Origin of the sequence: Leptolyngbya sp. FACHB-671, assembly GCF_014695745.1 — a bacterium.
Taxonomy (GTDB): domain Bacteria; phylum Cyanobacteriota; class Cyanobacteriia; order Elainellales; family Elainellaceae; genus JAAUTN01.
The window spans coordinates 19,452-43,217 of sequence record NZ_JACJOV010000051.1; the positions used below are offsets into that span (position 1 = coordinate 19,452).

Below are 23,766 nucleotides of genomic sequence, written 5' to 3' on the forward strand. Positions count from 1 at the left end.
AGTTTACTTCCACATGGGCTGGCAAAGGTTGATCAGATGTGGGGCAATTTTTGGAAGCGGTAAAATCCAGTCTACGACAGCAGTGGCGATCGCTGCTGCTGGCATGGTCGCACTTTCGGCCGTTGCTGGTTCTTGAACGATCGTTGACCCACCCTGAGCCTTGATTGCGGCTAACCCTTTTGCCCCATCCTGGTTAGCGCCCGTCAAAATTACCCCGATGACAAACTCGCCATATACATCTGCCGCCGATTCAAACAATACATCAATAGACGGACGAGCATAGGATACGGGTTCGTCAATAGAGAGCGTGAAATAGCCTACATCAACCAGCATGTGATAATCTGCTGGGGCGACATACACTGTTCCGGGCAGTAAGTCGTCTTTGTCCACTACTTCTCTAATGGGTAGGGTGACGTGAGGTTGTAAGAACGAACTCATCATATCTTCGGAGTCTTTGTGTCGGTGCTGTACGACAGCGATCGCTACGGGAAAATTGGCGGGTAGCCCAGATAGCAACACCTTTAGAGCTGATAGCCCGCCCAGCGAGGTACCGATGACAACCAGCTTGAACACCGCTAGTGAATCCTCCGAAAAAGCTTTTCACTTCCTGCTAGCTCTTCATAGTAGGCTTCGTAGGGTGTAAATTTCAGCGTTTCCTGTCGCCCCAACCCCAGGATGCCAAACGGACACAGGCTGGCGTGAAATAGCTCATAAACTCGCTTTTGAAGAGTTTTATTGAAATAGATTAAAACGTTGCGGCAGAGAATTACGTTGAATTCGTTAAAGGAGCTATCTGTTGCCAAGTTGTGCTGCGAGAAGACAATATTCTCTTTTAGGGAAGTGCGAAAGATTGCACTATCGTAAGCTGCTGTATAGTATTCGGAAAACGAGCGTTTTCCCCCTGCCTTGAGATAGAGTTGCGTGTATTCTTGCATCAATTGCAGCGAAAAAATTCCGCCTTTTGCCTGTTTCAATACCATCTCGTTCATGTCGGTCGCGTAGATGCGGCAGCGCGGGTAAAGCCCCTCTTCTTCTAACAAGATTGCCATTGAATAGACCTCTTGCCCGGTTGAGCAGCCTGCGTGCCAAATCCGAATAAAGGGATAGGTCCGTAAAATTGGTACGACTTTTTCTCGAAACGCCAGGAAAAAGTTGGGGTTGCGAAACATCGCGGTGACGTTGACCGAAAGCCCCAGTAAAAAGCGATCGAGGCAAGCCGGATCGTGCAGCACTTTCTCTTGGAGTGCCGAAACGTTGGGCAATTTTTCAGAGCAAAGGATGTTCCAGATACGTCGTTTGAGGGAAGAGGGCGCATAGTTACGAAAATCAAAGCCGTAATAGCGATATACCCCTTCAAGGAGTAACTGAACTTCAACATCCTCTAGTTTGGGTCTTGCTAAAGTCATAATCGGTCAATCGCTACAGAACTGAGGACTGAGACAGAACTGAGAGCTTCAGAGCTGGAGCAAGTTTTTTAAACAAATTGAATCGTCGTTCATAAATGAGGTCGCGATCGCACCCCTACAAGCGCTAAGGGTTGCAAACTCAACCTATACACTTGTTTACATGATGCCGTACGACGAGTCATTAGTCCTCAGTCTTAGGCTAGGAGTAGACCTCAGGATAGACAAAGGGTTGGAGATGAAGGGGAAGATGCAGCTGTAGGGTTAGATCTCTTGAAGTTAAAAGCGATCGCTTTTGTTCCAGTTCCCCAGATTTCAAGTTTAAAAGGCAAAGTTTCAGGTTGAAATGACACAGTTGTGGGTTGAAACAGCAACGTTGTGCGTTGAAACACCAAAGTTCCGATCTGAAACGGCAACGTTGTAGGTTCAAACGACAACGTTCTAGTTTGAAACAGCAAAATTCTAGGTTCAAACAGCAACGTTCCAGTTTGAAACGACACAGTTCCGATCCGAAATGGCAATGTTCCAGGTTGAAACAGCAACGTTCCGAGTTCAAACAGCAACATTTCAGGTTTAGGGGCGATCGCTCCTACTCCAACCTAGAAAACTCTAATCGCGGTGGCGCGGCAGGTCTAAAGCGTTGGGTTCCGCTCTGCTCCACCCAACCTACAGATAGCAGAACAGTAGGTTGGGTGAAGTGCAACGGAACCCAACACCCCAAGCTTGACATGCCAGTAGGACAGGCAAAGCCAAACGTGCCCATCCTCCCTCATCCCCTATTGATATAGCCAAACCCGCAGCAGGGAAAGCAATTGCTCGGTATCAATCGGTTTGCTGATGTAGTCAGAAGCTCCGGCTTCGATGCAGCGATCGCGATCGCCCTGCATTGCTTTTGCGGTGAGGGCGATGATCGGCAAATCACGAAAGGCATCCTGTTCTCGAACTGCACGGGTTGCATCGTACCCATCCATTTCAGGCATCATCACGTCCATTAAGACGACATCAACATCAGAATGGGTTTGCAGAACCTCAAGTCCTTCTCGACCGTTTTCGGCATATAGCACTTCTATGTCGTAGCGCTCTAGTAGTCCGGTGAGGGCAAAGATATTTCGCACGTCGTCATCTACAATCAGCACCTTTTTGCCTGCCAAAATTGGGTCACTTTGGTGAAGCTGTTCTAGTATTTGCTGCTTGGGCTGTGGCAGGTTTGCCTGAACGCGATGTAAGAAAAGGGCGGTTTCGTCGAGCAGGCGTTCTGGCGATCGCACATCTTTAATGATGATTGTTTCTGCCATTCGCTTGAGCTGAGTCTCTTCCTGCTTGGTCAACTCCTTGCCGGTGTAGACAATGATTGGCAAGTTTGCCAGGCTGTCTTGCTGTTTGATCTGCTCAATTAGCTCAAAGCCACTCATGTCAGGTAGTCCCAGGTCTAGCACGACGCATTCAAAGTGCCCTTGACGCAAAGTTTCCAGTGCTGCGGCTCCGGTGGCAACCGTTGTGGTTTGAACGTCACCATTGCCGATTAGCTCTCGAATGCTTTCAGCCTGAGTGATGTCATCTTCAACAACGAGCAGGTTTCTTACCTGTCGTTCGACAAAGCCTTTGATGTCGGTGAGCGCCCGAGTCAGCGTTTCGGGGGAAACGGGCTTTTGCAGATAGGCGATCGCTCCCAGTTGCAGCCCACGCTGCTGAGACTCCTCCACCGAGAGCAGGTGAACCGGAATGTGGCGAGTGGTTGGGTCATGTTTCAGTCGGTCAAGCAGCGTCAACCCATCCATATCGGGCAGGTGAATGTCTAGCATAATCGCGTCAGGCTTAAACTCGCGCGCCATTGCCAACCCTGGATTGCTGCGTAGCGCCACTAATCCCTTAAAGCCTTGTTCTCGCGCCATTTCTAGCAGGATTCGAGCAAAGTTGATGTCGTCTTCGATGATTAGCAGGGTGCGATCGCCCGGTTGAAGGTTGTGGCGATCGTCGGGGAGGAGGGGGTTGGGGGCTGGAGAAGGGGCTAGGGGCTGGGGGCTGGGGGCTAGGGGTTCAGAAGTGGAATGGGATGGGAGAGTGGGTTTTGGAGTTTGGGTCTTGGAGATTGTAGTTTGGGCGACTGGAGCGGGAGCAGTTTGGGGCAGGTAGAGGGTGAAGGTGCTGCCTTGCTCGACTTGGCTGGTCAGGTGAATTTTGCCGCCTAGCAGTCGAGCGAGTTCGCGGCTGATCGAGAGCCCTAAGCCAGTGCCGCCATATTTGCGGCTAGTGGTACCGTCTGCTTGCTGGAAGGCTTCAAAAATGATTTGCTGTTTTTCGGGTGAGACGCCAATGCCTGTGTCGCTGACGGCAAAGGCGATCGCATCCACTGTTTTGCCATCCTCCTGCTTTAGTCCCTGGGCAATCGACGTGATTCGCAGTGTCACCCGTCCATGCTCAGTGAACTTCAACGCATTAGAGAGTAGGTTTTTGAGCACTTGTTGCAGGCGCTTTGAATCGGTGGCGATCGCTCCTGGCAGCGATTCATCCAGTTCAACGGTAAAGCCCAGTCCTTTACTCTCAGCAATTTGTTGGAAAGTTCGTTCAATGTAGCCTTTCAAATCATCAAACTGAACGGGCTCAAACTCTAGCGAAATCGTGCCCGACTCGATTTTTGCCAAGTCAAGAATGTCGTTGATTAACTCCAGCAAGTCCGTTCCGGCAGAGTGAATTGTTTTGGCGTACTCAACTTGTTTGCTGGTGAGGTTGCCATTGATGTTGTCCGTTAGCAGCCGCGCCAAAATTAGCAAACTGTTGAGCGGCGTTCGCAATTCGTGCGACATATTGGCCAAAAACTCGGACTTGTAGCGCGAACTTAAAGCCAGTTGCTCTGCCTTCTCCTCTAATTCTTGACGGGCGTATTCAATTTCCTGATTTTTGCGCTCTACCTCACGATTCTGAGAGGACAAAAGCTTAGCTTTTTCTTCCAGTTCCTCATTGAGTTGCTGCAATTCCTCGTTGGTTTGCTGCAATTCTTCCTGCTGTTGCTTCAGCATTATCTCTGATTCGCGCAAGGTCTCAGCCTGTTCTTCAAGCTGCTGGTTGCTGGTTTTAAGCTCCTCTTGCTGGTTCTGTAGCTCTTCGGTCAGGGTTTGTGATTGTTGCAGCAGTTTAGCCGTTCGCATATCAGCGGCGATCGTGTTTAATACAATTCCCAAGCCTTCTGTCACCTGGTCGAGCAACGTCAGGTGAATCGACCTAAATTGCTGAAAAGACGCTAGCTCAATTACTGCGATCACTTCCTGCTCAAACAGAACGGGCTGCACCAAAATATTCAGCGGCGGCGCTTGCCCCAGTCCAGAGCTAATGCGAATGTAGTCACTGGGAACCTCCGTCAGCAGAATTTTTTGCTTTTCCAAGGCACATTGCCCGACCAGCCCTTCACCCAGTCGAAACCGATTCGCCAGATGTTTTCGTTCCTGATAGGCATAGGTGCCCAATAGCTTTAGGGTCGGCTGCTCATCTTCGACCTGCATTAAATAAAACAGCGCTTGACTTGCCCCAACCAGCGGTGCCAGATCAGACAAAATCATTCTGGAAACCATCTCCATGCTGCGCTGACCCTGCAACATGCGGGTGAACTCTGTCAGGTTAGATTTGAGCCAACCCTGTTCCTCGTTTTCGCGAGTGGTGTCTCGCAGGTTGGCGATCATCTGGTTAAAGGTCTGGGTCAGCACGCCGATTTCATCGTGGCGATCGCTCTCTGGCAAACTAACCGCTAAATTTCCATCGGTTAAGTCCTCTGCTGCATCTGAAATTTGCTTCAGCGGTCGAGAAATGTTTTTCGCCAGGAAAAAACCCAGTAACGCTAACAAAAGGGAATAGAGCGGAATGCCAAAAGCTACACCATAGAGCATTTGCCGGGTGGCTAAATCTGCCTGGGCGGTGCGCTGGTCCAGCAGTTCTGTCTCTGTGGCTTCCATCTCTTCAATCAGGTCTCGAATCTCATTCATAACCTGCCTGCCCTGGTCAACCTGAACCACTTCCAAAGCGGTATCAAATCCCTGGGTACGCCGAATATCAATGACCCGCTGCATTACTTCAAGACGATTTGCCACCAGTGGCACAAGCCGATCAAGCTGTTGCTGCTGAACTGGATTGTCCTGCGTTAAGTCTCGAATTTGCTCAATTCTTCCATCCAGCGTGCTGATTGCCGCAGTGTAAGGCTCCAGATAACTCTCCTGCCCTGTGATGATGTAGCCTCGCTGTCCCGTTTCAGCATCTTTGATAGTAGAAATTAACCCCTCAAGCTCATTGAGAACCTGGTAAGTATGGCTTTCCATACGAGAGGCTGTTCTAACCTGAAGCGCACCTCGATAGGAAAGCCAGCCCAATGCTGCAAAAATCGCTACACCTGTTGCAAAACTGATGCCTATCTTGGTGCCAATTCTTAACCTGTTCAGCATTTGTAGCGTTTACTCACCTGTATTCATGAACGATCTTGCCATCTTTAGCAAGACCTTTGTTGGGAATGGATGGAGAACTCACCTTCGGGCAGATGAGCAAATTCGAGTCCGAGTAGTGACACGTTTATTCACAATGCTTTACATTACATAACATCACCGTATCTGTAGGTAGCAAGCGCGATGGTAGGTTTCATCAAAGGGTTTTTCGGTTCTAAGAAAAAGAAGCAAAGTGAGGAACAGGTGGATTTAACTCCATCAGAAAAGGCTGCTAAGGCGCAAGCGTATTTTTTGGATGCGGACTCAGCAAAGACATTTGGCGATCTGGAGTATATGCGGACTGCTAAAGCTGTGAGACGCACGTTTCCTAAGACATTGGCTAATCCAAAAGGGTTTGAGAAGATCAACCAGATTTCCTCTATTGCACAACTAGAAGCAATGAAGGAAGTTGCTGCCTCTGTTGCACCAGAAGCGATCGCCAAAATTGATGCTCAAATCGAAGCCATCAAGCAAGACAACGCTTCTCAAAACGGTCAGGCACCCAGCAGCCAAACCGGTTCTAGCGATCGCCGTAGTGCTGACACCAGCATGGATATTTTCCGCAACATGGCGCGTGATATCAAAAAGCCATGATTGCGTAATGTAACGTCGCAGAAAAACTTAAGAACTGGCAAGCAGGGCATCCATCTACGGGTAGATGTCGGAAGTAGTAGAGCAGAAATAAGACTGGGAGGATTATGCCCCCTATTCTCTCGCTACTGGAGCCTAGAAGATGAAAGCCCTGCTGCTCTATCCCCAGTTCCCAAAAACTTTTTGGTCATACGATCGCTTCATGGAAATGGCCAGCCTGAAGGCGACCATTCCTCCTCTAGGCATTCTTACCGTCGCTGCGCTGCTGCCTCAAGACTGGGAAATTCGGTTTCGCGATCGCAATGTTACTCCCGAAACGGATGCTGATTGGGAATGGTGCGACATCGTCATTCTGTCGGCCATGCTGGCGCAAAAGCCAGACTTTCACGCGATGATTTGCAAAGCGGTGCAGTTGGGCAAAAAGGTTGCGGTGGGCGGCCCATACCCAACCTCCGTGCCGCAGGACGCGCTGGACTCCGGAGCCGATTATCTGATTTTGGATGAGGGCGAAATTACGGTGCCGATGTTTTTGGAGGCGATCGCCCAAAACCAGTCCCACGGAGTTTTTCGCGCCACAGAGAAACCCGATGTCACCCTCAGTCCCATTCCCCGGTTTGACTTACTCCAGCGCGATCAATACCTGATGATGGCAATCCAGTTTTCGCGCGGCTGTCCGTTTAACTGCGAATTCTGCGACATCATCAGCCTCTACGGTCGCAAGCCCCGCACCAAATCCCCAGAGCAAACCCTGGCAGAGCTACAAACCCTTTATGACCTGGGCTGGCGCGGCTCCATCTTCGTTGTAGATGACAACTTCATTGGTAATCAGCGTAACGTCAAGCTCATGTTGCGGGAACTGATTCCCTGGATGCAGCAGCGGCAATATCCCTTCACTTTCCTCACCGAAGCCTCTGTCAATTTAGCCGAAGATACCGAACTGTTGGACCTGATGGCAAAAGCAGGCTTTTATGGCGTGTTCCTGGGAATTGAAACGCCTGATCAAGACAGCCTCCAGGTGACTCGCAAAGTACAAAACACGCGCAATCCATTGGTTGAAGCCTGTCGCACGATTAACCAGGCAGGACTGATGATTTATGCCGGATTTATTCTTGGGTTCGATGGGGAACGGACAGGGGCGGGCGATCGCATCCAGGCATTTGTCGAAGCCACCAGCATTCCTCAGCCAATGCTAGGCATCCTCCAGGCACTTCCTAACACTGCCCTCTGGGATCGACTCAAGCAAGAACAGCGGCTATTCCAAAATCAAGGCGTCACCGAAGTAGGCGACCAAAACTGTCTGATGAACTTTACGCCAACTCGACCCTTAGCAGAAGTCGCCAAAGAATATGTCCAAGCACTGTGGACAATGTACGAACCCTCAAATTACCTCAAACGCTGCTTCCAGCACTGTTTGAGCATCACCCCTAACCCTCAACTCCAGCAAAACGTATACTTCCCCCCTGGCAAAAGCTTCAAGCTGGTAGCGCGTCTACTCTGGCTACAAGGCATCAAGCGGGCTGGAAATCGAGTTCAGTTTTGGCAGCAACTCTGGACAATTTTTAGAACAAAACCTCAATTCCTCAACATGTACCTTGGCTTGTGTGCCGCTGGTGAACATTTTTTGGAATACCGCACCATTGCCCGCCAGCGAATTGTGCAACAGCTAGGCTATGACCCTCTGGTTACGACTCCTCCAGAGAAAGTATTGGTCATGAGTAATGGGTGATGGGGATTAGGGGGTTAGGGATTGGGGGTTGAAGATTGAATGATAGATAATGAAGTACCCGATTTCATTCTCGTTTGAGGGGGAAGTTGGGGCGATCGCCCTCACCAGGATAAAACCCTTCTCCAAAACCTCCCGTCAAAACTCCTAAGCTAAAAGCAGACTTCCCTTCCCCCAACCCCCACCTCCCGCCATGCTATCTACCTCCCAATCCTCACCATCGCTGCAGCAGGGAATGTTGCGTCGAGTTCACCACATTGCCTTGAATGTCAAAGACATGCAGGCGTCTCGCTACTTTTATGGCACCATCTTGGGACTTCGTGAACTCCAGGGAGAGGAAGTTCCAGAAACGCTAAAGGCTTTGTTTGAAGCAGGTGAAGCAGCGAACTTCGTCACGCCTGACGGCACAGTGATAGACCTCTTTTGGAAGCCTCACCTAGAACCTCCTCACCCTGACCCCGACAAAACCTTTACTCGCACTGGACATCTAGCGTTCGACATTGAGCCACATCTATTTGACCAGGCAGTTGAAGTAATTCGCCAAAACCAGATTCCGATTGATCACGGACCAGTTACCCGCCCTACAGGACGAGGAATTTACTTTTACGACCCAGACGGTTTGCTAGTTGAAATTCGTTGTGATCCAGTACTTTAAGTAAAAGGCTTCGATGTAGGGCAACAATGACAACTAATGAATCTTCTGTCTCTCTCTCTATTCCTGACGAATTGCAGCAGGCTTTAGAGAAATATCGGCAGGAAAACAGAATTGAATCTACTTCGGACGCAATCAGGGATGTGCTTCAAAAGTTTTTTGAAGGGAAGTCCAACATTCCAACCTATGCCTCTGTTAAACAGGTTGAAGCATTAGAAAACTGGGTGAAGAATCTAGCGGAGCAGGTTACTGCGATTAATCAATCAGTCAAGTATTTGTCTGTAACACGTTCTATAGCCAGTTCTGTTATTCCTTTAAATTCTGTTGATTTAGAGGAAGACGAGATTGAGGATGAGCCTGACGAAATCCTATTTGATTTTTTGCCTGATGCAGACAGGTATTGAGCAACAAGTTAGGGCTTTCCTGCATTCTCTAAATTTCCTAATCTAGTCGGACTGGCGATCGCCCCCTCCCTCACTACGCCTCAGACTTCAAATCCCGTTCCATCAGAGCTTCTACTGCTTGCCGAGGTGTAATTTTGCCGTTGAGTAAGCGATAAACTTGCAGCGAAACGGGAACTGGAATATTTTCTCGTCTAGCAATATCAATTAGAACATTAGCAGTATTCACGCCTTCGGCCGTGCCTTGCAGTTCTGCCAAAATTTGCTCTAGAGAATTGCCTTGAGACAGCCTGAAACCCACTTGGTAGTTTCGGCTGAGCGGACTGCTACAGGTTGCTAATAAATCGCCCAAACCTGATAAGCCAAAAAATGTTTCGGTTTGTCCACCAAGGTGAGTGCCGACGCGAATAATTTCAGTTAAGGCGCGGGTGATTAGGGCAGATTTGGCGTTGGTGCCAAGCTGAAGCCCATCACATACTCCAACGGCGATCGCGATTACATTCTTTAGCGTTCCGCCCAGCTCAGTTCCAATCGGATCGGTGTTTGTGTAGACCCGAAAGCGATCAGACGAGAAAGCAGTTTGCACCGTTTCGGCAGCAGCTTTGTTTGCGCTGGATACTACTGTGGCGGCAGGAAGCCCTTGCCCAATTTCTTTGGATAGATTTGGCCCAGACAGCACCACTACTGAGTTTTGTGGAAAACCTTCCTGCCAGATTTGCGAAGGGGTGCGACTGGTGGTAGCGTCCAACCCTTTTGTTGCAGTCACCAAAATTGTGTGAGCAGGAAGCTGACTAGCCTTGACCTGCTTCGCAACTTCTGACACACCTTTCATGGAAATCGCAGAAATTACGATGTCTGCTTCTGTTAGACAATCTGCCAAAGATACCTCACCTTGACGCGTCCACAGATTCACCTGATGTCCCTTCTGACTGGCTAGCTTTGCCAGTATGGAACCCCAGGCACCCGCGCCCAGAACAGCAATTTGGTAGATGTGATGATTAGACAAGGGGAAAGGATGGGGAATAAGGAATGAAGCTAACTCGTAGGTTGGGTGAAGCAAAGCGGAACCCAGCAGGATCTTTGCAAATGTTGGGTTTCACGTTGTTCCACCCAACCTACAGCGGACGATGCCTCTGTCTCTCAGGGCGAGAGGGGTGAGGAGCTTGAAGCTGGTTGAACTAACGCAGGTTGAGAGCCATCAACCTCAGACAGATCAACCGGAGCAGGCAACATTTCGCCGCGAAAGTCAAGGAGTTGCACCATGACTAGGTAGGCGATGCCCAGGAGGAGGGCGATCGCCCCCGTAATCACAGCCACAATCTTTGAGCGATCCATAGTCCTGACATCCTCAACGGGTGATTTCAAACGCTATTTGAGATGTTGTTCCAGGAAGGCAGTCGTGCGCTCCCAAGCGTCTTCAGCCGCTTCTGGGTCATAGTTCATGCCAGAGGGGTTAGCAAAAGCATGGTCTGCACCGGGATAGACATAAATCTCAACCGACTTGTCCAGAGACTTGAGAGCAGACTCAAACTCACGCACGGTTTCAATGGGTGGGTTGTCATCGAGTGCGCCAAAAACTCCCAAAATAGGCATTTGTAGGCTGCTGAGACGAGCCGGATCAGTTTCTAGCTGTCCACCATAGTAAATGACTGCGGCATCGAGTTGATCAGGCAGAAGCAGTGCTGTGTTGAGCGACCAACTTCCCCCAAAACACCAGCCAAGGCTGGCGATCGCTGTTGCTGACTGTTCATCCAAATACTGGTAAGCCTGACGCAGATTTTCCTGAGCCAGTTGAGGATTTTGGGCAACTGCATCTACCAAACGGCGTGCGGTCTGAGGATCTTCTGCAAATTCCCCGTTGTATAGATCGACTGCCAGCGCTGTGTAGCCTTCACCAGCCAAACGCTCGGTCATCATTTTAATGTTGTCGTTTAGCCCCCACCATTCGTGGATCACAATCAGTGCAGGCAGCGGCTCGGTTGCATCAGCCGGACGAGCCAGATAGCCCGTTACAGGGGTGCCATTAATGGTGGCATAGGTGACTTCTTCAGTTTCAACGGTGGTCGCGGGAGCTTGAGCCACAGCATCCGAAGCAATGGGTAAGTCAGCCCGGTGAGACTCCATCAGCCGGCTAGCGTAATCCCGGTTTGACTCTTGGGCAACTGAAAGGCGATCGCTAAGGGGATTAAACAGCGCCCATAGCAACACCAAAAACATCGTTATGATGGCAATTCCGAATAGTTTACGCGGTTTACGCATGATAGCTCTGCTAATTCCTTCAATTTCAAGCTGCTAGTGAGACTTTGTAAACTTTTGCCTCAATCTTTAACCTAACATTGACTGCGCTGGTGTTGCTGACTGGTAGTGATTTGCGAAATGGGGACTACTATACTCAGTTAGTTACTATCAACGTGACTGCGACGATTCAATAGCTTTGCATCTCATGGATACTGCCTCTCAACCTACAGCCGAATCTGCGATCGCCAAACGTCTGGCTGTGGTGCAGATTGCCGAATTGCGAAAGGTCTATCGCACTGGTTTTTGGCTTAACCAGAAAGTGGTGCCGTTGAAAAGCTGTTCACTTGAAGTCTTTCAAGGCGAAACGTTTGGCTTACTTGGACCGAATGGAGCAGGCAAGACGACGATACTCAAAATTTTGCTAGGAATTGTCCGACCGACTCAGGGGAAAGCCTCTCTGTTGGGAAAACCATTAGGCGATCGCACCGTCAAACAGCGAGTTGGCTACCTGCCCGAAAATCCCTACTTCTACGACTACCTGACGGGTTGGGAATTCTTGCAGTACGCTGCCGGATTGTTTCAAATTCCTGCCTCAGTTCAACGAAAGCGAATCCCAGAACTCTTGGAACTAGTTGGGTTAGCGCAGTCTGCCGCCCGCAAAAAACAACTGCGGCAATATTCCAAAGGCATGTTGCAGCGAATTGGACTGGCTCAGGCACTAATCAACGATCCAGAACTGGTGTTTTTAGACGAGCCAATGTCTGGACTTGACCCGCTGGGACGTTATCAAATTCGCGAAATCATTCTGTCGCTCAAGGCGCAGGGCAAAACAATTTTCTTTAACAGCCACGTCTTGTCAGATGTCGAAAAGATTTGCGATCGCGTCGCAATTTTGGCCCAAGGCGAACTGATCTGCATTGGCTCACTCACCGAATTGTTGGGCAATCCCGAAATCTATTACGTCAAAGTCAATGGCGGCAGTTCAGAAGTGTTGAAGCAATGGATTTCTGACCTGGAGCTTCAGGATGGCTACTGGCAAGGGCACCTCAAAGGACATCCCCAAGACTTCATGGCAAGCCTTCGCCTGATGAATGCTCAACTGGTTTCGATGAACCTGTCTCGCCCTTCGCTAGAAGAATTTTTTGTCAATCAGCTTCGCCAACGCGGCATTCACACTAGTAGCTGAAATGTAGCAGATGTCCCTGTAAGGGCGTAGCATTCGGCAGGAAGTCCCTGAAATAGACCCAAAATTATTGCCCGAATGCTACGCCCCTACAAGACCTTCGGGTTACAGGTCAGTAAAAGTAGAACCGTAGGTTGGGTGGTTTGGCGAACCCAAGCCTTGAGTTCGCCAAACCACTACGACTCTTGCCATCATCGTTCTAAAGAGACAACGCAATCATCAGCAATGACATAAGCGGTTGAATTGCGTTTAAGTGCAACCTCGTAAGCGCCTGTAAATTCTCCAAAAGAGGGCAGAACTAAAAGATTTTGAGTGCGATCGAGATAAAAACAGGGCAGCCGTAATTGGTCTAATTTCTCCTTGAGATTGACACAAGGATGGATATGACCACAGATATTTAGGAATCTAGGCTGAGGAGAAGGCTCATGGCTCAACAGCAAGTTACCGACTTCAATAGCATGAGTTAAATATTGAATTGAAGTGTTCTTTAAGGTTTGAATCAAGCGGCGATCGTGGTTGCCAACAATCAATACAACCTCTGCATCTACAGCGGCTTGAAATCGTGACCAGCTATCTAAAACTTCATTTACCAGCGCATATCTGGAATGAAACAGATCGCCTAAGATAAACAGCTTTTGAGGTTTAAATTTAAAGCAAAGCTGTTGCAGCCGATCCAGAGTTGTTTGATTCACTTGATTCGGAATTGGGATTCCCAGGGATTGAAAAGTTTCTGATTTGCCTAAATGAATATCAGCAACTAAAAGAATTTGATCTCTTTCCAGGTAAACTGCCTTTTCTGCAAGGAGCTGAAGCCGCACCCCCAGCACGTTAATTTCTTTCATTTATTCATCCACTGCTGCTTCAAGCGCTCAATTCTATCTAACAAACTTTCGTTAGACATACGCGAGTTGAGCCGTTCTACTAATAAAGGGAAGGCAAAGGGCGAAGGGCGCTTTGTTTCTTTCCAAACTACGTTTAATTGACTCAGGCGATCGAGCGTTTTAGTTAATCGATGGGTTTCTAGCTGATCGCGTAACACTTCCTGTTCAGCCTGTTTCAGCAGCAGGTTATCTGGCTCATATTTTGAGAAAACGTCATAGAGCAATGAAGAACTAACCTGCAATTGATTTGCGTCTTTTCGAGCCGAAGGATATCCCTTAAAAACTAAGCCTGCAACTTGAGCAATGCCGCGAAATTTGCGTTGGGTTAATTCAGAAATATTTAAGCCTGACCTGATATTTTCGTAGAGATTTTCTAGATCAAAGAAGCGATCGCCAAATAACTGTTTAAACGGATAATCTTTGGGCGCTAAAATCTCAAACCCATAATCATTCACTGAAATAGTAAAAGTCGCTTTCTGCTGACTGGCAAAGCGATAGCCCCACAGAAAACCTAAACCCTCATGCACAAATCGCCCTTCAAACGGAAAGACATAGAGATGCTGTCCTTCTCTTGTCTTACAAACTTCAATCAATAGTTCATTCGATGCAGGTAGATGGGAAATTCTCTGTTGAGTAGAGGCGATCGGCAACATACACTCCAACTCTTGATTCAACTTCTGCTTTGAGCTTGCATCCGGTTGAAATTTCTCAATTTCAGATCGAAGATGCATACTCAACGAATCGGATATGGCTAAATTTCCTCCTCCCCAGGTTGGCGTAACAGTAGATTTTTGAGTAGTGTTTTTGACATAAACCACCATGTCTTTCATCATGAAAAACTCTAGCTGCCGACCCGCAAAGAAAAACACATCACCCTTCTTCAATCTCGATACAAAATTTTCTTCAACTGTGCCAATTCTCCTCCGATTCGTATAGACAATTTGCACTGCCTGATTCGATGTAATCGTGCCAATACTCATCCGATGCATTCGAGCGATCTTTTGATCGGCTACCTGATAAAGCCCTTCCGTTTGAACTACCTTCTGATAGCGAGGATAGGCACCCAAACATTTCCCACCTTTCTCAATAAAGTTGAGTGTCCAATCAAATTCCTCATCGGTCAACTGTGAATAAGTCACCGTTTGTCGAATCGTTTCTAAGCATTCGTCAGCCTTAAATCCATCTCCACAGGCTAACGTCACCAAATGTTGAGCTAGCACATCGTAAGGCTTTTCTAAAGGTCGTCTTGTTTCGATATCTCCCGCTGTTAAACCGCTACGAAAGGCTGAAATCTCAAGTAGTTCTAAAGCATTGGTGGGAAGAAACAAAATTTCAGAAGTGCCTTCAGGGACATGAGCCGATCGCCCCGCTCTTTGCAATAACCTTGCCAGATTTTTTGCACTTCCAATCTGCACCACTCGCTCGACAGGCTGAAAATCTACGCCCAAGTCCAGCGACGACGTACACACCACCCATTTGATGTGTCCCGCTTTAACACCTGCCTCGATCGCCTCCCGTTCCTGCACATCGATCGAGCCGTGATGCAGCGCAATCCGGTCAACATATTCTGGAACTGCAAACAAAAGTGCCTGAAACCATCGCTCTGCCTGAGCGCGAGTGTTGGTAAAAATTAGCGTCGAACGATTAATGTCCAACGCATCCATCAACTCTTGAAACATTCGTAATCCCAGATGTCCCGCCCAAGGAAAACTATCCACAGAGTCAGGCAAAATGCTTTTGATGATCGTTTGCCGCTGCAAATTTGATTGAATAACTACAGGCTCACAGCCCAGTCCTACAGCAGCTTGCGCCGCTTCTCGAACATTGCCCAATGTCGCTGAAACAGCCCAGGTTTTAAGCTGAGGCTGAAGCTGCCGCAGATGAGACAGGCACAGTTCTGTCTGAGTGCCACGCTTGGAACTGAGCAACTCATGCCATTCATCTAAAATGATTGCCCGTAATGACTGAAACCGCTCCTTCGCGCCTTTGTAGGACAGCATCACTGCCAGAGATTCGGGCGTTGTGATCAGAATGTCGGGCATGTTCTTGAGCTGTTTGCTCTTTTTGGAAGAACTGGTGTCTCCCGTGCGCGACTCTACCCGCAAATTCCAGCCCATTTCCTGAATCGGACGCAAAACGGACTGCTGAATGTCTCGTGATAGTGCCCGCAGTGGCGTAATGTAGAGCAACTTTAGCCCAGGGTTGGGAGCTTGCAGCATTTCTAGAATGGCTCCCATGACGGCGGCATAGGTTTTGCCGGAACCCGTCGGCACCTGAATCATGCCGCTTTTACCGTCAAGGTAAGCTTGCCATGTTTCTAGCTGAAAGGGCAGCGGCTGCCATCCCTGTTGCTCAAACCATTCCAGAGCAGGTTTTAGGCGATCGCCATCAGCCACAAATCAGCACTCCCAGCAAAAGACACCGCTTACAGATACAGATATTGTAAGCTCAGCCCTCTGGCGCAGTTTAGGTTATCAAGTGCGGGCTTTGGGCGATCGCTTCTTTGTCACGCCCATGATGATGTAGTAGTAAATCGTGAAAACTACACTCATGAAGATTTGGCTGCCCCAGGAACCGTGCCAGAAGTCAAACCAGTATTGTCCCCAATAAACAGACGCGAGGGTAACCAGCGTAATGCGTGGAATGTTGAGAATCAGCGCTAAACCCGCGCCAAACGCCATGATCAGGAGTACCTTTTGCCAACTTTGCTTGAGCAACAACCCCATCACCAAACCAGCCATTGCAATATTCACCGCCATGCTGAAGCCGTTACAGCCCCAGCCCACTTCTACAGCTCCCTGCGGCAAAGAGACGAACGCCCCTTGCACTTCAACGGTTTGACCGATTGCTTTTAACGTCAGGCTACCTGCCCAAGCCATGAAATGATCTAGCGCTCGATAAGGAGTCACCAGTTCCCACAGCAAACGGGTGGTTTCCCCCGGTCTAGGATAGACGCTCAACGCCATGAGCAGAGTAGGAATCGTGTACTTGCGAAAGAAACCAATTCCCCAAGAGCTACACGCAATGCCGATTAGAACGATCAGCCAGATTAGAGACTGTGACCAGATGGCGGTGCGGTAAAACGGGAAGAAAATTACTCCGCTGACAATCAAAATGTGTCCCAACAGTCGATCTTCATCAGCAACCGTTTCCTTCGCAAGCTGAGTCCGTTTCTTCCAAAGCTCATGCAGCGCCAGACCCACGACTCCCAGCATCAGCGGCAAACCTGGTGAACCCTGAAAGGCTCTCTCAATCAAAACACCTAACCACATTGGGAAATAGCACAGCCCCACCAGCAGACCAGACAAGACGATCCGACCGTGAGTTGTTTTCAGGCTCTCCTGCAAAAAGCTCTGAAGCACTTTGCCTATTTTTTGCTGTCGTTTCTTTTGCTCAGATACTGGCATTGGCAAGTTCAGCTTTGACCGCTGTGGACTGTGATCAGGGATAGGACTCAAACACCCATCAACACTGCAGTTATTCAGTCACTTGCTTGAAAAGACAGGACGCATCCCCCGGAATTCACAGCTTTTTTACACACTAGACTTCCTGCATGAATACTGTTCTGAAAACGTGAATCGTTGCGCGGCGGAGCCGCGCAACGATTCACGCAGGAGGTTAACTACTGCGCTTGCTTTAATGCTTGGAGTAGATGTAGGTTGGGTGGAGCAAGGCGAAACCCAACTCCTGCCTCGGTTCTGTTGGGTTCCGCGATTGCTTCACCCAACCTACGAGATATCAGTGGTTTTAGGAGTTTTGTCAGTCAACCAGCACAGCGGGTGCTCCTACACAAAAATGCATCCTAGAGTATGTGCTTAGTGCTACACCCTACTGGGGATATCTCATTTGAATGGGAACAGTGGTGTTATTTCCTAAGAAAAAGACAGCATCTTCAAACCGAGCAGGCCCCGTCACAGCAGGTGCATCATTGGAAAATCCATAGCCCTCTACAGGGATTCCCAATGCACCCCGATTGAGCTGTTCGTCCCCGTTGCTGTCATGGTAGATAGCAACCCCATAGCTACCCGCTTCTAGATCTTCAAAGGTGTGGGCAAATGGGGCTTCAGGGTCTTCGGGTAAGTTGTCGGCGATCGCCACACACGCCCGCGTCACCGCACTATCGTTATCGTTGGGGAAACCCGGACTGCCAGAAAAAACTTTGAAGCAAACATTTCCTTCCTGGCTCTGCAAACCGCTTACTTCTACAGTCAGATTACCTGTAAACTGTGCCCTGGCACTGCCTGAAAACCAGAAACTGCCTGCTGCCAGCAGTGCTACCATGCTCCATTTCTTAACCATAGAACTCCTGTGTAATACGGTCTGTAGTTTAGCGGGCGATCGCTTCGTATCGCGATAGCCTGATAAAAAAATCGGAAGCGCAGCATCGCCACACTTCCGTCTTGAAGATTGAAATTAAGGAATTTCCCTAGTAAGTTTCTACGTGCCAGCGTTCCTTGATGGATTTCTGGTAAGCCTTCCATTCCACGCCGTCTTTAGCAGCAGCAGCAGTCATTGCTTCATCAATGCCGCCTTCCATGCCCTTCAGACCGCAAATGTAAGTATGGGTCTTCTCATTTTGGACAAGCTTCCAGAGTTCGTCAGCATATTCAGCAACTCGGTGCTGAATGTACATTCTGCCGCCTTCAGAGTTCTTCTGCTCACGACTGATTGCGTAGGTGAGGCGGAAGTTATCAGGATATTTCTCCTGGATCGCTTCCAACTCCTCTTTATAAAGAATGTTAGGCGTAGTTGGAATTCCAAAGATCAGCCAGGCAAAGCCCTTAAACGGATAATCAGTATTGAGCTTTTGCTCACCTTCCTGGAACATTCGCCATAGGTAAGCCCGGAAAGGCGCAATTCCAGTACCCGTCGCTAGCATAATAATGTTTGCTTCGGGGTCGTCAGGAAGCAGCATTTCCTTGCCCACAGGACCAGTAATCTTAACATCTGCTCCTGGGTCCAGATGGCACAGGAAGGTAGAGCACACACCATAAACCATTTCACCCGTTTCAGGATGCTTGTACTCTAGCTGCCGGACGCAAAGTGAAACGGTCTTGTCGTCCAGATTGTCACCATGCCGGGTAGAGGCAATAGAGTACAGCCTGAGCTTATGAGGCTTACCATTCTTGTCAGTGCCGTCAGGAATGATGCCGATACTTTGACCTTCCACGTAACGTAGATCACCCTCAGAAAGGTCGAAAATGAGATGACGAACGGTGCCAATGCCGCCCTCGCCAACCAGTTCCTCGTTAGAGAGGCACTTACCCACAAACGGAGCATTGGGGCGGTAAGTGTTGACGGGAACGTCCTTTTTTTCTTTCTTAGGCTTTGGTTGAGCTTGTTCTGCTTGGGTCACGGGTTTACTCTCCTCTGCTGATGTCTGAGATACAGTACCCGATGAGGAGGTCTTGCCGTTTGCTACGCCGTTGATGGTTGCAGGGCGGATGCTGACGATTTTGCCACCCAGTCGGGTGATTCGCTGCATTTCCTGATTCATCCGGCTATAGGGCACTATGATAGACACAGTGCCACTTCGACGAATTGGATAGTCAGTCTTGTCGGTTTCTTCGTTTTGACGAAGCCCTTCAACTTCATAGACAAAGAGGCGGCTACCGTAGGCTGTGTTGGCAGCGCCACCCGCTGCGCTTGGATTATACATCGCTAATCAATAAATCCTGAACCCAACTGAGACACACAGAAGTCGCGTGCCATTGATCACGCCCCAGCCAAACTACGGATTTTAGTCCGAAGGTTAGAGCTAGTCTGTATTAGCGTAGCATTGCAAGACGACACTCACTCATCAAAGGCAGCAAGTTTGGCATAAAATCCTGCACTTGCCACTGTTCTACGATAACGAGCAATTCTTTGAGAGAATGTCAAGGTCGAGCAATTTCATTATTTCTAAATGCACAATTGCATTTAGCATGGTGATATTAACGGTGCTATTGAGCAGCAAGATTCAATTCAGGCGAACCTTGTAGGGAGGATCGCATTCTGGTAGGATCTAGTGTATCCGGTAGTACTAAATACTTACCAAAATAAAGCATGGGTCTTCTTCCGCTAGGCGGTACCTGAGTTCGTGCGCCCCTTCGTCGTTGTCTTCGTACTTTGACTGAAGGTTTAAGGCAGCAAGGAAACGCTTGACGGTCTATAGGGAGAGTCTCACTTCAAATTGGCGAGAAATTGGCGGGACGGCCCTAACTTGTGGGTTTAGTCGGCTCGGGTTTCAGTTTATTGAATTGTTTTAACTTCGTTAGAGGGTACCTATGACCATTAAGCCAGACCGTGTGGTTCTAATTGGCGTAGCCGGAGACTCCGGATGCGGTAAATCGACTTTCCTGCGCCGATTGGCAGACCTGTTTGGGGAAGAGCTGATGACTGTCATTTGCCTGGATGACTACCACCGTCTGGACCGGAAGCAACGGAAAGAGGCTGGGGTAACGGCGCTAAATCCAGAGGCAAACGACTTTGACCTAATGTATGAGCAAATCAAAGCGCTCAAAGAAGGTCATCCCATTGACAAGCCTATTTATAACCACGAAACGGGGATGATTGACCCCCCCGAACGGGTGAATCCAAACCGGATTGTGGTAATTGAAGGGTTGCATCCGATGTATGACGAGCGGGTGCGATCGCTGCTTGACTTCAGCGTTTATCTCGATCTAGATGACGAGGTGAAGATTGCCTGGAAGATTCAGCGAGACATGGCAGAACGCGGACATCGCTATGAAGACATCTTGGCTTCAATTAACTCTCGCCGCCCTGACTTTGATGCCTACATCGATCCGCAAAAGCAGCACGCTGATGTAGTCATTCAAATCCTGCCAACGCGCCTGATCAAAGACGACACGGAGCGTAAAGTGCTGCGCGTCCGCCTGATTCAAAAAGATGACGTGGAAGGAATGGAGCCAGTCTACTTGTTTGACGAGGGTTCCACGATCGATTGGATTCCTTGCGGTCGTAAGCTGACCTGCTCTTATCCTGGCATTCGGATGTTCTACGGGCCGGATGAGTACTACGGCAACAGCGTCTCTGTGCTGGAAGTCGATGGTCAGTTTGATCGGTTGGAAGAGGTGATTTACCTTGAAAGCCACCTCAGCAACACATCCACCAAGTTCTATGGTGAAATGACCGAGCTGCTGCTCAAGCACCGCGAATATCCTGGTTCAACCAATGGTACAGGTTTGTTCCAGGTGCTGGTTGGCTTGAAGATGCGCGCAACCTACGAACGTCTGATTTCCGCTACTGAGGCACCTGTGGCAGCGAAAGCGGCTGCAAACTAGTCGCACTCAGGTTAGATTCAAAATTCAGGAGTCAGAATTTAGCAGTGATATGATGCTTCTGCTGAATTCTGGCTCCTAATTTTATTGATATTTGTTGCTTTAGAGATTGTTATGACTCTTGCAGAAGACCTGTGGCAGGCAAATCAAGATTTGGCGATCGCTTCTCTCACCAATCCTTTCGTCCAAGGCATTAGTAATGGGACGCTAGCTAAGTCTAAATTTGCCTACTACGTCGGTCAAGATGCCTTTTTTCTGGAAGCCTTTGCCCGTGCCTACAGCATTGCTGCCGCTAAAGCTCCTGATTGGGAAGGGTTCGGTACTTTTCACAATCTGGCAGCCGGGGTCTTACAAGAACTCCAGCTCCATCAAAGCTATGCGGCTCAGTGGGGAGTCAACCTTCAAGCTGTTGAGCCTGGGGCGGCAACTCGTCGCTATACCGATTTTCTGCTAGCTACCGCCTGGAGCCAGGAAGCGGGTGTGACTACAGCGGCAATGCTGCCCTGTATGCGGCTGTATGCTTTTATCGGTCAAAAGCTAGCCCAGCCACAAATTCCAGATCATGCCTATTCAGACTGGATTCGCACTTACAGCAGTTCTGAATTTGAGCCTTTAGCAGATCAGCTTGCTCAACTCGCTAACCGATATGCTGCGATGACTGAAATAGTACGGTCAACTTATCGCTACGCCATGCAGTGTGAACGCGACTTTTTTCAGGCAGCATGGGAAGTTGAGCACTATTAGCGACTGGTTGTAAAGCTAAGAGGGTAGCGATCGCTCCTCCCATACTTTCCCAAAACAAACTCCAAGATTGCTATAAAATACATCCTGCACGACATGGGGTTAGGGATGGTATGGATTATCGAGCGGCAGGGGTAGACGTTGAGGCGGGTCGGGCATTTGTGCAGCAGATTCGCAGCCTGGTAAATAGCACCCGTCGCCCGGAGGTTTTGGGTGGGTTAGGTGGCTTTAGTGGGCTGTTTCAGCTTCCGACGGGGTATCGAGAACCTGTGTTGGTGTCGGGCACCGATGGGGTGGGGACTAAGCTGAAACTGGCGCAGAATGGCGATCGCCATGACACCGTCGGAATTGACCTGGTTGCAATGTGCGTCAACGACGTTCTCACCTGTGGGGCAGAGCCGCTGTTTTTTCTCGATTATCTGGCGACAGGCAAGCTAGAGCCTGACCAACTGACTCAAGTCGTTGCCGGAATTACTGAAGGATGTCGGCAGTCAGGTTGTGCCTTGCTGGGCGGAGAAACGGCTGAAATGCCAGGATTCTACCAGCCAGGAGAATATGATTTAGCAGGCTTTTGTGTGGGTATTGTGGAGAAGAGCCAGATTTTGGATGGTTCTCAGGTTGAAGTTGGGGATGTGGCGATCGGGCTAGCGAGTCAGGGCGTTCACAGCAATGGGTTTAGTTTGGTGCGGAAGATTATTGAGACGGCAGGTGTAGACGTGGGCGATCGCCCCTCCCTGCTTGATAAGACTCTGCTTGAAGAATTGCTGACCCCAACCCGTATCTACGTCAAACCGATTTTGACCGCCCGTCAGTCTGAACTCGCGATTCATGGAATGGCACATATTACGGGGGGTGGTTTACCCGAAAACTTGCCTCGCTGTTTAGGAGAAAATCAGGCGATCCAAATTAATTCGCAAAGTTGGACAATTCCCCCCATTTTTGAATGGCTAGCTGCTACAGGTTCCGTTGATCGGGCTGAGATGTTTAACACCTTTAATATGGGGATTGGCTTCGTGCTGCTGGTTCCCCCGGCTCAGGTTGAGCAAACGATTCAATGGTTTGAAGCTGAGAATTTGCCTGCATGGGCGATCGGTGAGGTGATCGAAGGAAATGGTGATTTGAGCTTTTCGGCTTGAAATAAGTTCACCACATGAGAATGGCGGCGCAGCAAAGCCACACCGCCAGTTCAATTATTTCCGTGAGATAAAGCGCAGATTAGAACCGTTTGGCTCTATCGATCTCTTCTTACTGTATTAGATGCGCGATTCCAGGCATCCTGAACGGCATATTTTGCTTTGTCCCAGGCTAAGCCAGCACCGCCGTGCCGCTGCTCATAGTCGCGTCGCAATTCGGGTTCAACCTGGTCAAACGTTCTACCACTCGTGGAATAGCGACCGTAGCTGTCATAGCCCATCTGGTAAGCAGGCTGATAGGTTTCGTAGGTTGTTCCCTGGCTGTAGTAAGGGCGGGAGGTGTAGTTGCTCCGCCAGTAATCGTCTTCACCTACGTACCGTGTGTTGCGGTCTGCCCGATCCCAGGCATCGCGGGTTGCATGACGAGCATCATCCCAACGCAAACGTGAGTTGCTGTAGTTGGTTTCGTAGTCGCGTCGCAGATCTGGCTCGACCTGATCAAAGGTAGTGTTGCGATCGCGATAGCGAGTGTATCCTTCATAACCCGTCCGGTAGGCAGGATGATAGTCATTGTAGGTGTGGTCAGACTTGGCATAAGGCCGGGAAGTGTAGTTCTCACGCCAATAGTCATCTTCGACCGTTGGATTGACTGCTTCAGCAGCACTCTTACCCACCAAGCCACCGACCACACTGCCGATCGCAGCTCCAATAACTGATCCGACTGGTCCGCCGACTGCACCGACCGCAGCTCCAACTGCACCTGCACTTGCTGCTCCAATTCCAGTTCCAACCGGATGTGCCCCTGGCTCACCCGTAATCGGGTCACGGTTTGCATCTGCGTTCGCTGGATCGTGGTTTCTTTTATCCATTGGATCGTGGTTCTTTCTATCCATAATTACCTCGTTGTTATGGTCGGGTTGTCAAACGGCTGATTTCCCCAAGGTAGTTTTAATAGAGAATACATTCTTCTCCCTGCGGTTATAAGTATGGACTCTACTCCTTTTGGGGGTTAACTATAGCCAAAGGTAGAGTTATTTGATTTGTCAAATGCTTTTTCTTTGGCTGTTTAAGCTGTTG

General features: G+C 49.2%; 21 protein-coding genes. 9 read left to right on the forward strand and 12 right to left on the reverse strand.

The features are described from left to right. Window positions 1-3: 3 nt before the first annotated feature. Both H6F93_RS04280 and H6F93_RS04285 read right to left on the reverse strand, forming a co-directional pair. Window positions 4-573, reverse strand: coding sequence for a chemotaxis protein CheB (locus H6F93_RS04280; protein WP_190679451.1), 570 nt, complete (start codon window positions 571-573; stop codon window positions 4-6). 2 nt (window positions 574-575) lie between these two features. Further along, a complete protein-coding gene (locus H6F93_RS04285; protein ID WP_190679452.1) occupies window positions 576-1,406 on the reverse strand; it encodes a CheR family methyltransferase in 831 nt (276 codons plus the stop codon). A gap of 527 nt (window positions 1,407-1,933) precedes the next feature. Here H6F93_RS04285 and H6F93_RS33630 point away from each other — a divergent pair. Then, a complete protein-coding gene (locus H6F93_RS33630) occupies window positions 1,934-2,191 on the forward strand; it encodes a hypothetical protein (RefSeq protein ID WP_206755703.1) in 258 nt (85 codons plus the stop codon). On the opposite strand, the gene H6F93_RS04295 is transcribed toward H6F93_RS33630, so the two are convergent. Further along, window positions 2,180-5,830: a response regulator gene (locus H6F93_RS04295; protein WP_190679454.1), complete on the reverse strand. Its 3,651-nt coding sequence runs from the start codon at window positions 5,828-5,830 to the stop codon at window positions 2,180-2,182. The two genes, H6F93_RS33630 and H6F93_RS04295, sit on opposite strands and share 12 nt — an antisense overlap. A gap of 180 nt (window positions 5,831-6,010) precedes the next feature. On the opposite strand from H6F93_RS04295, the gene H6F93_RS04300 reads away from it, so the two are divergent. From H6F93_RS04300 to H6F93_RS04315, 4 genes are all read left to right on the forward strand, one after another. Further along, a complete protein-coding gene (locus tag H6F93_RS04300) occupies window positions 6,011-6,460 on the forward strand; it encodes a hypothetical protein (RefSeq protein WP_190679455.1) in 450 nt (149 codons plus the stop codon). Window positions 6,461-6,599: 139 nt separating this feature from the next. Then, on the forward strand, window positions 6,600-8,183 hold the full coding sequence (locus H6F93_RS04305; RefSeq protein ID WP_190679456.1) for a B12-binding domain-containing radical SAM protein: 1,584 nt from the start codon (window positions 6,600-6,602) through the stop codon (window positions 8,181-8,183). A 190-nt stretch (window positions 8,184-8,373) separates the two neighbouring features. Further along, a complete protein-coding gene (locus H6F93_RS04310; protein ID WP_190679457.1) occupies window positions 8,374-8,835 on the forward strand; it encodes a VOC family protein in 462 nt (153 codons plus the stop codon). 26 nt (window positions 8,836-8,861) lie between these two features. Beyond that, window positions 8,862-9,236, forward strand: coding sequence for a ribbon-helix-helix domain-containing protein (locus H6F93_RS04315; protein ID WP_190646385.1), 375 nt, complete (start codon window positions 8,862-8,864; stop codon window positions 9,234-9,236). A 73-nt stretch (window positions 9,237-9,309) separates the two neighbouring features. Here the strand turns inward: H6F93_RS04315 and H6F93_RS04320 are convergent, their stop codons facing one another. From H6F93_RS04320 to H6F93_RS04330, 3 genes are all read right to left on the reverse strand, one after another. Next, entirely contained in the window at window positions 9,310-10,239 is a 930-nt protein-coding gene (locus tag H6F93_RS04320; protein WP_199313473.1) for an NAD(P)H-dependent glycerol-3-phosphate dehydrogenase, read from the reverse strand. Between the two features lie 134 nt (window positions 10,240-10,373). Beyond that, window positions 10,374-10,568, reverse strand: a complete 195-nt coding sequence (locus tag H6F93_RS04325) for a hypothetical protein (RefSeq protein WP_190646386.1) — start codon at window positions 10,566-10,568, stop codon at window positions 10,374-10,376. Window positions 10,569-10,601: 33 nt separating this feature from the next. After that, window positions 10,602-11,492: a dienelactone hydrolase family protein gene (locus H6F93_RS04330; protein WP_190679458.1), complete on the reverse strand. Its 891-nt coding sequence runs from the start codon at window positions 11,490-11,492 to the stop codon at window positions 10,602-10,604. A 184-nt stretch (window positions 11,493-11,676) separates the two neighbouring features. Here H6F93_RS04330 and H6F93_RS04335 point away from each other — a divergent pair, with 184 nt between their 5' ends. Then, window positions 11,677-12,657 carry an ABC transporter ATP-binding protein gene (locus H6F93_RS04335; protein ID WP_190679459.1) on the forward strand — a complete coding sequence of 327 codons (981 nt, stop codon included), beginning with the start codon at window positions 11,677-11,679 and terminating at the stop codon, window positions 12,655-12,657. 188 nt (window positions 12,658-12,845) lie between these two features. Here H6F93_RS04335 and pdeM read toward each other — a convergent pair whose 3' ends face one another. The 5 genes from pdeM to cpcD/petH form a co-directional block, all read right to left on the reverse strand. Then, window positions 12,846-13,496, reverse strand: coding sequence for a ligase-associated DNA damage response endonuclease PdeM (gene pdeM, locus H6F93_RS04340; protein WP_190679460.1), 651 nt, complete (start codon window positions 13,494-13,496; stop codon window positions 12,846-12,848). Next, window positions 13,493-15,931, reverse strand: a complete 2,439-nt coding sequence (locus tag H6F93_RS04345; RefSeq protein ID WP_190679461.1) for a ligase-associated DNA damage response DEXH box helicase — start codon at window positions 15,929-15,931, stop codon at window positions 13,493-13,495. The genes pdeM and H6F93_RS04345 overlap by 4 nt, the downstream gene beginning before the upstream one ends. 78 nt (window positions 15,932-16,009) lie before the next feature. Beyond that, a complete protein-coding gene (crtC, locus tag H6F93_RS04350; RefSeq protein ID WP_190679462.1) occupies window positions 16,010-16,942 on the reverse strand; it encodes a cyanoexosortase C in 933 nt (310 codons plus the stop codon). Between the two features lie 421 nt (window positions 16,943-17,363). Then, window positions 17,364-17,834, reverse strand: a complete 471-nt coding sequence (locus tag H6F93_RS04355) for a DUF2141 domain-containing protein (protein WP_190679463.1) — start codon at window positions 17,832-17,834, stop codon at window positions 17,364-17,366. 127 nt (window positions 17,835-17,961) lie between these two features. Beyond that, window positions 17,962-19,194 carry a bifunctional rod-capping linker CpcD/ferredoxin--NADP reductase PetH gene (gene cpcD/petH, locus H6F93_RS04360; RefSeq protein ID WP_190646393.1) on the reverse strand — a complete coding sequence of 411 codons (1,233 nt, stop codon included), beginning with the start codon at window positions 19,192-19,194 and terminating at the stop codon, window positions 17,962-17,964. A 607-nt stretch (window positions 19,195-19,801) separates the two neighbouring features. On the opposite strand from cpcD/petH, the gene H6F93_RS04365 reads away from it, so the two are divergent. From H6F93_RS04365 to purM, 3 genes are all read left to right on the forward strand, one after another. After that, window positions 19,802-20,818, forward strand: a complete 1,017-nt coding sequence (locus H6F93_RS04365) for a phosphoribulokinase (RefSeq protein ID WP_190679464.1) — start codon at window positions 19,802-19,804, stop codon at window positions 20,816-20,818. 111 nt (window positions 20,819-20,929) lie between these two features. Beyond that, entirely contained in the window at window positions 20,930-21,559 is a 630-nt protein-coding gene (locus H6F93_RS04370; RefSeq protein ID WP_190679465.1) for a TenA family protein, read from the forward strand. 110 nt (window positions 21,560-21,669) lie between these two features. Further along, the gene (purM, locus tag H6F93_RS04375) at window positions 21,670-22,692 is read left to right on the forward strand and encodes a phosphoribosylformylglycinamidine cyclo-ligase (RefSeq protein WP_190679466.1); all 1,023 of its coding nucleotides are present in this window, start codon (window positions 21,670-21,672) and stop codon (window positions 22,690-22,692) included. Between the two features lie 95 nt (window positions 22,693-22,787). Here the strand turns inward: purM and H6F93_RS04380 are convergent, their stop codons facing one another. Beyond that, window positions 22,788-23,582 carry a glycine zipper family protein gene (locus H6F93_RS04380; protein ID WP_199313474.1) on the reverse strand — a complete coding sequence of 265 codons (795 nt, stop codon included), beginning with the start codon at window positions 23,580-23,582 and terminating at the stop codon, window positions 22,788-22,790. Window positions 23,583-23,766: the final 184 nt, after the last annotated feature.

Coding starts and splice junctions, on each gene's coding strand:
- H6F93_RS04285 (WP_190679452.1), bottom strand. CDS start 1,406: ATGACTTTAGCAAGACCCAAACTAGAGGATGTTGAAGTTCAGTTACTC.
- H6F93_RS04295 (WP_190679454.1), bottom strand. CDS start 5,830: ATGCTGAACAGGTTAAGAATTGGCACCAAGATAGGCATCAGTTTTGCA.
- H6F93_RS04300 (WP_190679455.1), top strand. CDS start 6,011: ATGGTAGGTTTCATCAAAGGGTTTTTCGGTTCTAAGAAAAAGAAGCAA.
- H6F93_RS04305 (WP_190679456.1), top strand. CDS start 6,600: ATGAAAGCCCTGCTGCTCTATCCCCAGTTCCCAAAAACTTTTTGGTCA.
- H6F93_RS04310 (WP_190679457.1), top strand. CDS start 8,374: ATGCTATCTACCTCCCAATCCTCACCATCGCTGCAGCAGGGAATGTTG.
- H6F93_RS04315 (WP_190646385.1), top strand. CDS start 8,862: ATGACAACTAATGAATCTTCTGTCTCTCTCTCTATTCCTGACGAATTG.
- H6F93_RS04325 (WP_190646386.1), bottom strand. CDS start 10,568: ATGGATCGCTCAAAGATTGTGGCTGTGATTACGGGGGCGATCGCCCTC.
- H6F93_RS04330 (WP_190679458.1), bottom strand. CDS start 11,492: ATGCGTAAACCGCGTAAACTATTCGGAATTGCCATCATAACGATGTTT.
- H6F93_RS04335 (WP_190679459.1), top strand. CDS start 11,677: ATGGATACTGCCTCTCAACCTACAGCCGAATCTGCGATCGCCAAACGT.
- pdeM (WP_190679460.1), bottom strand. CDS start 13,496: ATGAAAGAAATTAACGTGCTGGGGGTGCGGCTTCAGCTCCTTGCAGAA.
- crtC (WP_190679462.1), bottom strand. CDS start 16,942: ATGCCAGTATCTGAGCAAAAGAAACGACAGCAAAAAATAGGCAAAGTG.
- H6F93_RS04355 (WP_190679463.1), bottom strand. CDS start 17,834: ATGGTTAAGAAATGGAGCATGGTAGCACTGCTGGCAGCAGGCAGTTTC.
- cpcD/petH (WP_190646393.1), bottom strand. CDS start 19,194: ATGTATAATCCAAGCGCAGCGGGTGGCGCTGCCAACACAGCCTACGGT.
- H6F93_RS04365 (WP_190679464.1), top strand. CDS start 19,802: ATGACCATTAAGCCAGACCGTGTGGTTCTAATTGGCGTAGCCGGAGAC.
- H6F93_RS04370 (WP_190679465.1), top strand. CDS start 20,930: ATGACTCTTGCAGAAGACCTGTGGCAGGCAAATCAAGATTTGGCGATC.
- purM (WP_190679466.1), top strand. CDS start 21,670: ATGGATTATCGAGCGGCAGGGGTAGACGTTGAGGCGGGTCGGGCATTT.
- H6F93_RS04380 (WP_199313474.1), bottom strand. CDS start 23,582: ATGGATAGAAAGAACCACGATCCAATGGATAAAAGAAACCACGATCCA.